Origin of the sequence: Arthrobacter sp. MPF02, from assembly GCF_046605375.1 — a bacterium.
In the GTDB taxonomy this organism is placed as follows: domain Bacteria; phylum Actinomycetota; class Actinomycetes; order Actinomycetales; family Micrococcaceae; genus Arthrobacter.
Genome location: NZ_CP176772.1, coordinates 998,169 through 1,011,139 on the forward strand (window position 1 = coordinate 998,169; position 12,971 = coordinate 1,011,139).

General features: G+C 61.4%; 9 protein-coding genes and 2 rRNA genes. 6 read left to right on the forward strand and 5 right to left on the reverse strand.

Annotated features, from left to right (window positions below; all coding sequences use genetic code 11):
* Positions 1-36: 36 nt before the first annotated feature.
* The 3 genes from ACLH0K_RS04780 to ACLH0K_RS04790 all read left to right on the forward strand — a co-directional run bounded on the left by ACLH0K_RS04780 (position 37) and on the right by ACLH0K_RS04790 (position 1,491).
* Positions 37-510, forward strand: a complete 474-nt coding sequence (locus ACLH0K_RS04780; RefSeq protein WP_411375691.1) for an SRPBCC family protein — start codon at positions 37-39, stop codon at positions 508-510.
* Positions 511-617: 107 nt separating this feature from the next.
* On the forward strand, positions 618-1,184 hold the full coding sequence (locus tag ACLH0K_RS04785) for a dihydrofolate reductase family protein (RefSeq protein ID WP_411375692.1): 567 nt from the start codon (positions 618-620) through the stop codon (positions 1,182-1,184).
* Positions 1,185-1,245: 61 nt separating this feature from the next.
* On the forward strand, positions 1,246-1,491 hold the full coding sequence (locus ACLH0K_RS04790; RefSeq protein ID WP_411375693.1) for a hypothetical protein: 246 nt from the start codon (positions 1,246-1,248) through the stop codon (positions 1,489-1,491).
* Positions 1,492-1,528: 37 nt separating this feature from the next.
* Here the strand turns inward: ACLH0K_RS04790 and ACLH0K_RS04795 are convergent, their stop codons facing one another.
* The 3 genes from ACLH0K_RS04795 to ACLH0K_RS04805 all read right to left on the reverse strand — a co-directional run bounded on the left by ACLH0K_RS04795 (position 1,529) and on the right by ACLH0K_RS04805 (position 4,132).
* Positions 1,529-2,392 (reverse strand): hypothetical protein, encoded by an 864-nt coding sequence (locus tag ACLH0K_RS04795; RefSeq protein ID WP_411375694.1) that lies wholly within the window; start codon positions 2,390-2,392, stop codon positions 1,529-1,531.
* Positions 2,389-3,081: a hypothetical protein gene (locus ACLH0K_RS04800; protein WP_411375695.1), complete on the reverse strand. Its 693-nt coding sequence runs from the start codon at positions 3,079-3,081 to the stop codon at positions 2,389-2,391. Before ACLH0K_RS04800 ends, ACLH0K_RS04795 begins: the two co-directional genes overlap by 4 nt.
* 433 nt (positions 3,082-3,514) lie before the next feature.
* Positions 3,515-4,132, reverse strand: a complete 618-nt coding sequence (locus tag ACLH0K_RS04805) for a TMEM175 family protein (RefSeq protein ID WP_411375696.1) — start codon at positions 4,130-4,132, stop codon at positions 3,515-3,517.
* Positions 4,133-4,368: 236 nt separating this feature from the next.
* Between ACLH0K_RS04805 and ACLH0K_RS04810 the strand changes: the two genes are divergently transcribed.
* Positions 4,369-4,749 carry a VOC family protein gene (locus ACLH0K_RS04810; protein ID WP_411375697.1) on the forward strand — a complete coding sequence of 127 codons (381 nt, stop codon included), beginning with the start codon at positions 4,369-4,371 and terminating at the stop codon, positions 4,747-4,749.
* 213 nt (positions 4,750-4,962) lie between these two features.
* On the opposite strand, the gene ACLH0K_RS04815 is transcribed toward ACLH0K_RS04810, so the two are convergent.
* Both ACLH0K_RS04815 and ACLH0K_RS04820 read right to left on the reverse strand, forming a co-directional pair.
* Positions 4,963-6,222 (reverse strand): MFS transporter, encoded by a 1,260-nt coding sequence (locus ACLH0K_RS04815; RefSeq protein ID WP_411375698.1) that lies wholly within the window; start codon positions 6,220-6,222, stop codon positions 4,963-4,965.
* Positions 6,219-6,665, reverse strand: a complete 447-nt coding sequence (locus tag ACLH0K_RS04820; protein WP_411375699.1) for a MarR family winged helix-turn-helix transcriptional regulator — start codon at positions 6,663-6,665, stop codon at positions 6,219-6,221. The genes ACLH0K_RS04815 and ACLH0K_RS04820 overlap by 4 nt, the downstream gene beginning before the upstream one ends.
* Before the next feature lie 1,010 nt (positions 6,666-7,675).
* On the opposite strand from ACLH0K_RS04820, the gene ACLH0K_RS04825 reads away from it, so the two are divergent.
* A 16S ribosomal RNA gene (locus tag ACLH0K_RS04825) occupies positions 7,676-9,203 on the forward strand.
* Between the two features lie 497 nt (positions 9,204-9,700).
* A 23S ribosomal RNA gene (locus ACLH0K_RS04830) occupies positions 9,701-12,825 on the forward strand.
* The 16S and 23S rRNA genes sit together here, the layout of an rRNA operon.
* The last annotated feature ends 146 nt before the right edge of the window (positions 12,826-12,971 follow it).

The following is a 12,971-nucleotide window of genomic DNA, read 5'->3' on the forward strand; positions in this document are numbered from 1 at the left end:
CTATCCACGCATGGCCCCGGCTCCTATGCTGGGGCCATGTCCACTTTCGAAGTCCGCCGCAGCGCCGTGATCACTGCCGCCCCCGACGACATTTTCCCGCTGGTCAACAACTTCCGCGAATGGGCCGCCTGGTCCCCTTGGGAGAAAGTGGACCCCGGCATGAGCCGGCGCTACTTTGGCCCGGAATCCGGCGTGGGTGCAGGTTACGAATGGAGCGGCAACCGCAAGGCCGGCAGCGGCACCATGGAGATCGTGGAGTCCATCCCGGCCAGCTCCATCATGATCAGGCTGCAGTTCACCAGACCCTTCAAGGCGCTGAACCCGACCACCTTCACCTTCGTGCCGGTATCCGGCGGGACCGAGGTGACGTGGCTGATGACGGGCGAGAACAAGGGCGCCGCCGCCAAACTGTTTTCCCTCTTCCTGAACATGGACAAGCTGGTGGGCGCCGACTTCGACAAGGGACTTGCGTCTTTGGCGTCCGCGGTGGCAGCCAGGAAGCAGAGCTAGGGCAGAGCCGTGGGCGCCGTCGATGATGCGCTCGCGGGCCTGGCCGAGCCGGACCGGGACTTTGTTCGGCTGCGGCAAACGGACATCAGGACATAGGGGGAGCGCTCATGCGCAAGATCATCCTGCAGAACGCGGTATCCGTGGACGGGTTTTTCGAGGGACCGGGCCGGGACATCAGCTGGCACCTGGTGGACGAGGAACTGCACCAGCACATGAACGATGAACTCGGTGCCATGGGTGGCTTCATCGAGGGCCGGGTCACGTTCGAACTGATGGCCGAATACTGGCCCGCGGCGGACCAGAACCCGGACAGCAGCCCGGCCGAGGTGCAGTTCGCGGATATCTGGCGGGAAACGCCCAAGTACGTCTTTTCCCGCACGCTCAAAAAGGCGCCGTGGAACAGCACGGTGTTTGCCGACGTCGTACCTGAACAAATTGCGGAACTGAAGGCGCAGGCCGGTGGGGACCTGGTAATGAGCGGCGCGGACCTCGCCGCAAGCTTCCTCCGGAAGGGCCTGATCGATGAGTTCCGGATCTACGTCAACCCTGTGGTGCTGGGCGGGGGGCGGCGCATGTTCAACCCGGCCGAGTACAAGGCCAACCTTCGGCTGGTGGAAACCCGGGCCTTCGGCAACGGCGTGGTGCTGCTGCGCTACGAGCGCGTGGCCACGTAAGCAGCGGTCGAATTCTTTTGCTTCCGTTGCGGTTTCCCGTGCGTACGGCGAGCCGGTGAATGTGGGCGGGCAGGAGATCGTGCCGGTGGCGCTGGTGTCCTTCGGCTTCGGGGGCGGCAGCGAGTCGGGGGAGGGCGCTTCCGGCGGCGGAGGCGGGGGCGTGGTGATCCCGCTCGGCGTCTACACCAGCAGCAATGGCAGGACCGTTTTCCGGCCCAACACCATTGCCACCCTGGCCGGCCTCGTTCCGTTGGTCACGGTGGCCGGGGCCACGGTCAGGCGCGCCATCACCGCGGCCCGGAAGTAGCAGGAACAGTCCAGGACCTGGGCGGCGAGTTCTTCGGTCACCTCTTGAACTCGATCCGCACCGAGTTGTCGTCAGGCAGGACGATCACTGTGCCGTCCTCGGGCGTCCAGCCGTCATGCAGGAAGAAGAAGCGGCCTCCGCTGAGCACCAGCAGGCGCAGGCCGTCATACCGGTAGAGCGCTGCGTCCGCAGTCCCCACACTGACCTCCTGCACGGCAGCCGAGCCGATGCCGAGGGGCTTGGCTGAGTAGACCTCGGCGCGGGGCATGAACTGCACTCCCCGTTCAAAGTCGACGGCAAGGCGCCTGCCCAGCGCCTGGGCATAGTCGGCGGTGCCCCAGAACAGCAAAAGCGTCACGATGCTCAGGACCAGCGTGGTCTCCACCGCATGCTGTTCGGCGCTCAGAACGGGGGCTGTTCGGTCCCTGCCGCGACGGCGCAGGTGGATACACCAGGTGGCCACGAGCACGCCCAGCGCCATCAGGTAAGGGGTAAACAGGGCTGTCCGCGCCGGTTCCAGAACCGTGAGCAGCAGGCTGATGCCAACCACCAGCCCGCTTATCAATCCGCCGATGCCGGCCGCCCGGAGGATGAGAGACCTGCCGCGGCCCTCCTCAATCCGGCGGCGCAGCCAGCTGTCGAGAGCCAGCCACGCGATGGCGGCCGCAAGGATGCAGACCAGAGGGAGGAAAAGCGCGTTGATGCTGATCAGCAAGTAGTCCTGGATGCCGTATCCGAACAGGCTCACATTCAGCCCCATGTAGGCGGCCTGGGCATCAGCACGTGCCCAGCCGAAATAGAACAGCAGCGCCGTGGCCACTGTGACCGGCGGTCCGACAGCGGAGACCACCCCCAATGCCCGCGACCACGGCGACCGTTCGTCGCTCCCGCTGTCCGTCATGGGGTGCTGCCACGCGTCTGCCCGCAGGCGCCGGCAGCCGCGTAATCGAATGTGGCCGTTCCACTCACGGGGTAGTCGGCGAGGCTGATGCTGACGCTTACAGCGGAGGTTTCTCCCGCGGCGACAGGGGACGGGGCCAGGAAATAGAGATCACCCGGCGGATAGTCGTCATCCGGTTGGCTGGTGCGGAAAAGCACGGGGGCCGTCGTTGCGCCGACCCTGACACTCCGGACGGTGCCGGCGGGGAGCCCCTCGAGTGTGCCGGCCATGATGATGACATCACCCTCGCACACCCCGGCAGGCGGCGAGTTCCGGTCAGTGTCCTCAACGAACTTGAGGTCCGGCGGGCAGGCGGTGCCAGGAAGTGCGGCGAGTTTAAACGGCGTCTCCGGATTCTGTTCCCTGAAGGCGGCGATATTGCGCAACACGTCGTAAGCAGCCTTGTCCCAGCACTGGTCCGCAGTGGGTGGCGTGATGGTGTCCAGAGCGCTAATTCCGCTCTCCCATGCGGCCTCGTCGCCGTTCAGGCCCCGGCATAAGACGGGTGCCAGGTCCTGCATGGATGCAGCGGATCCGGGGTCGACTCCGTCACCGCCGCAGTTCCTGTCTTTCAGGGCCACGTACCAGGTGGGATCGCCGCGTCCCACCGGGCCTATGGGCAGCCACCCCAGCACCACCGGCTCCTGCACGGGCGGTCTATTGGCGGCCGGGGGGCCGGGCGGAGGGGCGGGTGCCGGTCCTGGAACCGGCGCGGCAGGAGCCTGTCCCGGCGCGGCCGGTCCGGGAGGCCCCCCGGGAGCCTGTCCTTGAGGGCGGCCAAGGTTCGACGACGACTCCTGCCCCGGCGCATCGCCTTGCCTCTGCCCCTCCGTACCGAAACTTTCCTGCGGAAGGCTCGTGCCGCCGTCGATCGTTCCGCTGGAGTAGCCGGGCGACGGCGCTTTCCAGCCTTCGTCCGCGCCGGACCTGCCGGAATCGGACGTGTTGCTGTTCCCGAAGCACCCGGCCAGGCACAGCGCAAGGACCACTGCCCACAGCTTTCGCACAGCCGGATTAGATCGCCCAGGGCGTTACAGCGCCGTTACCGCCTAGGAAGCGCCCCTGACCTTCCGCCAGCCGCAACTATTCCGCCACCGCAGCCCTCCGCCCGGAGAGCCGCCGGGTCACCAGGGCCGCCGGAATGATCAGGAACCACAGCCAGGGTGTGTTGCTGCCCAGGACGAATGCGGCCGGAATGCTGAGCAGGAACACCGCCGGCGCGGTCAGCCGGGCCCGAAAAACACGCCGGTGCTCGAATTCGTCCACGGTGTCGTCGGTCAGGCCCTTCCGCCAGGCGTACGTCCACATCCCGGCGAGCGTCAGGTACACCCCGGAGATCGTGGCGGCGTACAGCACGCTGGGCCAGGGGCTCGGGTTGCCGCCGTAGTCGCTGAGGAAGGCCGTGGGCGCGGGCAGCATCACAATGAAGAACAGCAGCAGCATGTTCAGCCACGCCAGTTGGGGATTGAAGTCCCGGATACGGAAGAAGTCGTTGTGGTGGGACATCCACACCCGCGCGATGATGAGGAACGAGAGCACAAACGCCAGCAGTTCCGGGATGGCGCCCACCAGCTCCATGGTCAGGCGTTCGGGCGGGATCCCGAGCGGGAGTTTCAGGTCCAGCGCCAGTAGCGTCAGGGCGATGGCGAACACCGCATCGCTGAAGAAAACCATGCGTTCAAGCGGCACCGATTTGTCCACGCCAACCCCCTGTGCTGAAACACTGTGGGAGACATTTTGCCCTATTTCACCGCCGGTGATTCGGTTCCATAATGGCCTCGTAAGCTTTCGGGGACCCCGCGATGATGGTGGCTGGCAGCGGAACCGGGTCCCAGGTGGCCGCCCCGGCAGTCGGCGCGAAGGGCGGCTACGCGGCCCGTTCCCAGGGCCGCCCAGGGGGAGAGCATCGCCATCACATCGCGACAAGGAGTTTTGTCATGCTCAAGGACATGGAAATCATGGCTGTGCTGCCTGCGAAGGACATCAACCGAGCCAGAAATTTCTACCGCGACAAGCTGGGACTTGAACCCGACCAGGTTATCGGCGAAGAGAACCTGATTTACCGCTGCGGCAAGGGGACAGGGTTCCTGCTGTACCAAACCGACAACGCAGGCACCGCGAAGAACACGCAAATGGGCTGGGTGTGCCCGGACTTTGACCGCGAGATCGAGGAGTTGCGCGGGCGCGGCGTGGTCTTTGAGGACTACGACCAGCCCGGGCTCAAGACGGAGAACGGCGTCGCCACCATGGACGGCACGGGTAAGGGTGCCTGGTTCCTGGACAGCGAGGGCAACATCCTGAACATCTCCTCCATGTAGCAGCCGGTCACGGGCAGGACAGCGGACAGGACAAAGTACGACGCCGGCACTTCCCTCCCAAAGCACCTGTGCGAAGGGTGCCGGACGGGGGAAGTCCGGCGCCGCCGTCGTGCCTTCCCCGGCAGCAGCTGCACGAACGGCCCGGACCCGCATAACCGTTGCTGGCCAACACCGTTTATGCAGGGCAGGGCCTGTTATGCCGGGACAGTACAGCTAGACGGCGGGCTCGCGCTTGCCGCTGAACGCGACGCGGATGGCGCCGCGGAACGTCAGCCGGCTCCGGCGGCTGACCACGATCACCGCGGCAAGTCCGGTCAGTAGCACCACGATGCCGCCCGCCGCGACGGACCAGCGCGCCCCGAATTCGCTGCCGATCCAGCCCATCAGCGGTGCGCCCACGGCTGTGCCGCCCTGCAGGATGCCCAGGTACAGGGCCAGCACGCGGCCACGGAACTGCGGCTCCACCGAGAGCTGGATGCTGGTGTTGCAGCTGTTCAGGAACGTGATGGAGGCCAGGCCCACCGGGATCAGCACGGCGGCGTAAACCCAGAACGACGGCGACACGCTGCCCAGGAGCGTGAAGGCACCAAGGCCCAGCGCGCCGCCCAAAAGGAACCGCAACCGGGGACCGGAGCGCCGCGCGGCCAGGAGTGCGCCCGCCAGCGTACCCACGGCCATGATGGAGCCCAGCAGGCCGAACTCGCCCGGGCCGACGCCGAACTCGGTGGTGGCCATCAGCGCGTTGGTGATGGGGACGTTCATGCCGAAGGCGCCCAAGATGCCCACCAGGACCATGATCAGCATCAGGTCGGGGCGCTTTCGCACGTAGTTCACGCCTTCGGCCACCTGGTGCTTGCCGCGCTTTGCCCGGGCAGACGGGACCAGCAGGCTGGTGTTGATCAGGAGCAGCGAGATGATCACGCCAACGTAGCTGGCAGCGTTGAGCAGGAACACCGGGCCGGTGCCCACCCAGGCGATGAGGACGCCGGCGATGGCCGGGCCGGTGAGCCTGGCCGTGTTGAAGGATGCGGAGTTGAGGGCAACAGCGTTGGAGATGTTGTCCTGGCCAACAAGTTCGGAAACGAAGACCTGGCGGGCGGGCGCGTCGATGGCGCTGGCGATGCCCAGGCACAGCGCGGCCAGGTAGGCGTGCCAGAGCTGGGCGGTGTCGGTGACTACCAGCAGCCCGATGGCAAGGCCGGTGATGCCCATGGCTACTTGGGTGCAAAGCAGGATAATGCGTTTGCGGTAGCGGTCGGCCAGGACGCCGCCGTAGGGGCCGAGCAGCAGCATGGGCAGGAACTGCAGGCCCGTGGTGATGCCGACGGCGGCGCCGTCATGGTTCGTAAGGACGGTCAGGACCAGCCAGTCCTGGGCGATCCGCTGCATCCAGGTGCCGATGTTGGATACGAGGGCGCCGCCGGCCCAGATGCGGTAGTTGCGGTTCTCCAGTGCTCGGAACATGGCGCTCATCTGCCGCTCATTTCCTGCATGATGCGGGCGGCGCGGCTGAGGATCTCCCGGTCTTCCTCGCTGAGCCCGGCCACGCGCCGGGCCAGCCAGGCGGTGCGCTGCTCCCTTGCCTCCGCGAGGACGGCCCTGCCGGCGTCGGTGATGCTGATGCTGACCTGGCGGCCGTCGTCGGGATGGGCGGACCTGGTGACGAAGCCCTGGTCCGCGAGGGCGTTGACGATCCGGGTCATGGACGGGGCCTGGACGTGCTCGCTTTCCGCGAGTGCCCGGAGGGTCTGGGGACCGTCGCTGTTCAGCACGGCGAGGACCGTGTACTGGCCGGGGGTGATGACCTCGCCGGTTGCCTCGACGCGGAGCCGGCGCGAAGTGCGCATCACGGCGGTGCGGAGGTCGATGGCGAGGGCGTTGAGGTCTGCTTTTTCCTTGGTTTGGGTTCTGGTCATGCGGGCGGGTGCGCCTCCTGGCGAAATGCTTAGCAGTGCTAATTAGTCCTGCTAAGTAATTATGCTCCTGGTTGGTTGCGTTGGGCAAGCATTCTCGATGTTGGTGTGCGTCACCGGGTGTTGTCTGCTGGCGCTTGTCGGGCATCCGCCGGTGGGTGACGGGCGGGTGCTCAGGTGGCATTTTGGGAGGCGAGGGTGATTCCCAGAGGCCACGAAACTACACCTGTTGTCCTGCATGACGGCAGCAGCGTTGCCATCACCGTGCGGGGGAGCGGTCCGGCCCTCCTGCTGCCCGTGCCGCTCGCTGCGCACACGAATGTTGTTATGGATTTGCTGGCCAGGTGCAGGTCCTGCAGGGGCTTGACCACCTGGGGCGATGCAGAGTTCGGTGGTCCTGCCACTTTTGAAGGGCTGGCTCCAGGGGGTGGGTTGCAGCGCCGGTTGAGTTTGTTGGAACCTGCTGTGCTGCAGCCCACAGAGATGGGTTTCGACGGCGGGGGTTGCGGGGGGTGCCCTTGTGGCCTGTTTTTCTGCGTGTTTTAGGGCTTTTTGGGCCTTGTTTGGGGTGACTTGCGGTGGGGTTGGTGGGCGTGTATTGTTTTCTGAGTCGCCGCGAGGGGGACAGCGAAGAGCTGGTCACCTGGGCGGTCAAAACCCCCACAAACAAGCCAAGATCTGGTGGTTCTTTGGAGCGCCGGGAAGTGGCGGGGGCTGGCTTTCGGGCTGGTGCGGGTCCTGAAGATGGATTTGCATCGGGCTGGTGGGTCGGGTAAGTTTGAAAAGTTGCTCCGGAGCGATCCTGAATGTTGGTTTGGGTGGTGCCGGGTGTGTCTGTTGTTTGAGAACTCAATAGTGTGCCAAGTTTGTTGATACCGATTGTTTTATTGATTGGTTGAATTTGCCGGGTCATGCCGCCCCTGTGGTGTGGTCTGGTGTTTTTGGCTGGTTTCAAATTTTGTGCAGCCTTTTCCGGTGTTATTTCCGCTGGTTTTGGTTGTGTCTGTTTTACTTCAACGGAGAGTTTGATCCTGGCTCAGGATGAACGCTGGCGGCGTGCTTAACACATGCAAGTCGAACGATGATCTCCAGCTTGCTGGGGGGATTAGTGGCGAACGGGTGAGTAACACGTGAGTAACCTGCCCTTGACTCTGGGATAAGCCTGGGAAACTGGGTCTAATACCGGATATGACCTTCCATCGCATGGTGGTTGGTGGAAAGCTTTTGTGGTTTTGGATGGACTCGCGGCCTATCAGCTTGTTGGTGGGGTAATGGCCTACCAAGGCGACGACGGGTAGCCGGCCTGAGAGGGTGACCGGCCACACTGGGACTGAGACACGGCCCAGACTCCTACGGGAGGCAGCAGTGGGGAATATTGCACAATGGGCGCAAGCCTGATGCAGCGACGCCGCGTGAGGGATGACGGCCTTCGGGTTGTAAACCTCTTTCAGTAGGGAAGAAGCCGCAAGGTGACGGTACCTGCAGAAGAAGCGCCGGCTAACTACGTGCCAGCAGCCGCGGTAATACGTAGGGCGCAAGCGTTATCCGGAATTATTGGGCGTAAAGAGCTCGTAGGCGGTTTGTCGCGTCTGCCGTGAAAGTCCGGGGCTCAACTCCGGATCTGCGGTGGGTACGGGCAGACTAGAGTGATGTAGGGGAGACTGGAATTCCTGGTGTAGCGGTGAAATGCGCAGATATCAGGAGGAACACCGATGGCGAAGGCAGGTCTCTGGGCATTAACTGACGCTGAGGAGCGAAAGCATGGGGAGCGAACAGGATTAGATACCCTGGTAGTCCATGCCGTAAACGTTGGGCACTAGGTGTGGGGGACATTCCACGTTTTCCGCGCCGTAGCTAACGCATTAAGTGCCCCGCCTGGGGAGTACGGCCGCAAGGCTAAAACTCAAAGGAATTGACGGGGGCCCGCACAAGCGGCGGAGCATGCGGATTAATTCGATGCAACGCGAAGAACCTTACCAAGGCTTGACATGGACCGGACCGCCGCAGAAATGTGGTTTCCCCTTTTGGGGCTGGTTTACAGGTGGTGCATGGTTGTCGTCAGCTCGTGTCGTGAGATGTTGGGTTAAGTCCCGCAACGAGCGCAACCCTCGTTCTATGTTGCCAGCACGTGATGGTGGGGACTCATAGGAGACTGCCGGGGTCAACTCGGAGGAAGGTGGGGACGACGTCAAATCATCATGCCCCTTATGTCTTGGGCTTCACGCATGCTACAATGGCCGGTACAAAGGGTTGCGATACTGTGAGGTGGAGCTAATCCCAAAAAGCCGGTCTCAGTTCGGATTGGGGTCTGCAACTCGACCCCATGAAGTCGGAGTCGCTAGTAATCGCAGATCAGCAACGCTGCGGTGAATACGTTCCCGGGCCTTGTACACACCGCCCGTCAAGTCACGAAAGTTGGTAACACCCGAAGCCGGTGGCCTAACCCCTTGTGGGAGGGAGCCGTCGAAGGTGGGACTGGCGATTGGGACTAAGTCGTAACAAGGTAGCCGTACCGGAAGGTGCGGCTGGATCACCTCCTTTCTAAGGAGCGCCTACAACAACCGTCTGCCAGCGCATGTTGGTGGTGGGTGTTGTCAGGAAGCAGCCCGCAGCACAGACGAGTGTTTTGTGGCGGGTGCTCATGGGTGGAATATCAACAAATAGCGGCTGCTTGTTTCTGCTTTTCTTTCCTAGTACGGACCCTGGTGGTTCTGGAACGGTGGTGGCGGGGATGGGTGGTTTAGTGTTTGGCACACTGTTGGGTCCTGAGGCAACAGGGCCGTTGGCGGCCCCCTTGGGGGTTGGTGGCGGTACTTTGTTTCTGGTTTCCCTGCCGTACCGATCATGCACGGGTGGCTTCCTTTGTTGGGGGCTGTGTGTGGGGTGTGTGGTGTGGGGTTGTTGTTTGAGAACTACATAGTGGACGCGAGCATCTTTTATAGAAGCAATTTCCAAGACATGAACCTGGATCTGGCCGCATCGTTTTGGTGTGGTTGGTTTCCGTGGTTCTCTCGAGTGTTTTTGTTCTTGATTTTTGTGGTCAAGTTTTTAAGGGCACACGGTGGATGCCTTGGCATTAGGAGCCGAAGAAGGACGTAGGAATCTGCGATAAGCCTGGGGGAGTCGATAACCGGACTGTGATCCCAGGGTGTCCGAATGGGGAAACCCCGCCAGGCGCGCGAGTGATCTGGTGACCCGTACCTGAACTCATAGGGTGCGTGGAGGGAACGCGGGGAAGTGAAACATCTCAGTACCCGCAGGAAGAGAAAACAAATTGTGATTCCGTTAGTAGTGGCGAGCGAACGCGGATCAGGCTAAACCGTTCCATGTGTGATAGCCGGCGGGCGTTGCATGGTCGGGGTTGTGGGACTTCCCGTACTGTCTCTGCCGGGGCAGTGGGGTGATGTGTGCGTATAGGTGAACGGTTTTGAAAGGCCGGCCAGAGAGGGTGTTAGCCCCGTAACCGTAATGCGTGATGCAGCCTGTGGAGGTTATCCCAAGTAGCACGGGGCCCGAGAAATCCCGTGCGAATCTGTCAGGACCACCTGATAAGCCTAAATACTCCCTAATGACCGATAGCGGACCAGTACCGTGAGGGAAAGGTGAAAAGTACCCCGGGAGGGGAGTGAAATAGTACCTGAAACCGTGTGCTTACAATCCGTCGGAGCAGCCTTGTAGTTGTGACGGCGTGCCTTTTGAAGAATGAGCCTGCGAGTTAGTGTTACGTCGCGAGGTTAACCCGTGTGGGGCAGCCGTAGCGAAAGCGAGTCTGAATAGGGCGTGTGAGTGGCGTGATCTAGACCCGAAGCGAAGTGATCTACCCATGGCCAGGTTGAAGCGACGGTAAGACGTCGTGGAGGACCGAACCCACTTCAGTTGAAAATGGAGGGGATGAGCTGTGGGTAGGGGTGAAAGGCCAATCAAACTTCGTGATAGCTGGTTCTCCCCGAAATGCATTTAGGTGCAGCGTTGCGTGTTTCTTGCCGGAGGTAGAGCTACTGGATGGCCGATGGGCCCTACAAGGTTACTGACGTCAGCCAAACTCCGAATGCCGGTAAGTGAGAGCGCAGCAGTGAGACTGTGGGGGATAAGCTTCATAGTCGAGAGGGAAACAGCCCAGACCACCAACTAAGGCCCCTAAGCGTGTGCTAAGTGGGAAAGGATGTGGAGTTGCCCAGACAACCAGGAGGTTGGCTTAGAAGCAGCCATCCTTAAAAGAGTGCGTAATAGCTCACTGGTCAAGTGATTCCGCGCCGACAATGTAGCGGGGCTCAAGTACACCGCCGAAGTTGTGGCATTCACACATGTTCTTAGCCGTCATGGTTCAGGAGTGTGGATGGGTAGGGGAGCGTCGTGTGGGCGGTGAAGCTGCGGTGTAAACCAGTGGTGGAGCCTACACGAGTGAGAATGCAGGCATGAGTAGCGAAAGACGGGTGAGAAACCCGTCCGCCGGATGATCAAGGGTTCCAGGGTCAAGCTAATCTGCCCTGGGTAAGTCGGGACCTAAGGCGAGGCCGACAGGCGTAGTCGATGGACAACGGGTTGATATTCCCGTACCGGCGAAAAACCGCCCATGTTGAACAGGGGATACTAACTGCCCGAAACCTGCCCGACCGTCCTTTGGACGGAAGGGTTTTGGTGGAGCGCAGGGCCTGATCCTGGGAGGCAAGCGTATTAACAGGTGTGACGCAGGAAGGTAGCCGAGCCGGGCGATGGTTGTCCCGGTCTAAGGATGTAGGGCGAACGGTTGGCAAATCCGCTGTTCATGTGCCTGAGATCTGATGGGACCCCCGTATGGGGGGATTCGGTGATCCTATGCTGCCGAGAAAAGCATCGGCGCGAGGTTTTAGCCGCCCGTACCCCAAACCGACACAGGTGATCAGGTAGAGAATACTAAGGCGATCGAGAGAATTATGGTTAAGGAACTCGGCAAAATGCCCCCGTAACTTCGGGAGAAGGGGGGCCCCAACCTTGAACGGACTTCGCGTCCGGGAGGGGATCGGGGCCGCAGAGACCAGGGGGAAGCGACTGTTTACTAAAAACACAGGTCCGTGCGAAGTCGCAAGACGATGTATACGGACTGACTCCTGCCCGGTGCTGGAAGGTTAAGAGGACCGGTTAGCCTCACGGCGAAGCTGAGAATTTAAGCCCCAGTAAACGGCGGTGGTAACTATAACCATCCTAAGGTAGCGAAATTCCTTGTCGGGTAAGTTCCGACCTGCACGAATGGAGTAACGACTTCCCCGCTGTCTCAACCATAAACTCGGCGAAATTGCAGTACGAGTAAAGATGCTCGTTACGCGCAGCAGGACGGAAAGACCCCGAGACCTTTACTATAGTTTGGTATTGGTGTTCGGAGTGGCTTGTGTAGGATAGGTGGGAGACGTTGAAGCCCGGACGCCAGTTCGGGTGGAGTCATCGTTGAAATACCACTCTGGTCACTTTGGACATCTAACTTCGGCCCGTGATCCGGGTCAGGGACAGTGCCTGATGGGTAGTTTAACTGGGGCGGTTGCCTCCTAAAAAGTAACGGAGGCGCCCAAAGGTTCCCTCAGCCTGGTTGGCAATCAGGTGTCGAGTGTAAGTGCACAAGGGAGCTTGACTGTGAGAGAGACATCTCGAGCAGGGACGAAAGTCGGGACTAGTGATCCGGCGGTACATTGTGGAATGGCCGTCGCTCAACGGATAAAAGGTACCTCGGGGATAACAGGCTGATCTTGCCCAAGAGTCCATATCGACGGCATGGTTTGGCACCTCGATGTCGGCTCGTCGCATCCTGGGGCTGGAGTAGGTCCCAAGGGTTGGGCTGTTCGCCCATTAAAGCGGTACGCGAGCTGGGTTTAGAACGTCGTGAGACAGTTCGGTCCCTATCCGCTGCGCGCGCAGGAAATTTGAGAAGGGCTGTCCTTAGTACGAGAGGACCGGGACGGACGAACCTCTGGTGTGTCAGTTGTACTGCCAAGTGCACCGCTGATTAGCTACGTTCGGATGGGATAACCGCTGAAAGCATCTAAGCGGGAAGCTCGCTTCAAGATGAGATTTCCACACACATTGCGTGTGAGAGGCCCCCAGCCAGACCACTGGGTTGATAGGCCGGATGTGGAAGCGAGGACTAACGACTCGTGAAGCTGACCGGTACTAATAGGCCAACAACTTACACCACAACACCATATCGAGTGCTTGCGTCCACTATGTGGTTCCCAACCAACAACCCAACCCGGGTTGTAACGGGGAACCAACCACAAACTGAATAACCACTACTAGTTTGTAACCACAACACAGTTTTCCCACACCCCCAAGAGGGTGACG

What these genes read in the sequence shown, in the direction of transcription:
- ACLH0K_RS04810 (WP_411375697.1), top strand. Translation starts at nt 4,369, where the DNA reads ATGCTCAAGGACATGGAAATCATGGCTGTGCTGCCTGCGAAGGACATC.
- ACLH0K_RS04795 (WP_411375694.1), bottom strand. Translation starts at nt 2,392, where the DNA reads ATGACGGACAGCGGGAGCGACGAACGGTCGCCGTGGTCGCGGGCATTG.
- ACLH0K_RS04815 (WP_411375698.1), bottom strand. Translation starts at nt 6,222, where the DNA reads ATGAGCGCCATGTTCCGAGCACTGGAGAACCGCAACTACCGCATCTGG.
- ACLH0K_RS04785 (WP_411375692.1), top strand. Translation starts at nt 618, where the DNA reads ATGCGCAAGATCATCCTGCAGAACGCGGTATCCGTGGACGGGTTTTTC.
- ACLH0K_RS04820 (WP_411375699.1), bottom strand. Translation starts at nt 6,665, where the DNA reads ATGACCAGAACCCAAACCAAGGAAAAAGCAGACCTCAACGCCCTCGCC.
- ACLH0K_RS04780 (WP_411375691.1), top strand. Translation starts at nt 37, where the DNA reads ATGTCCACTTTCGAAGTCCGCCGCAGCGCCGTGATCACTGCCGCCCCC.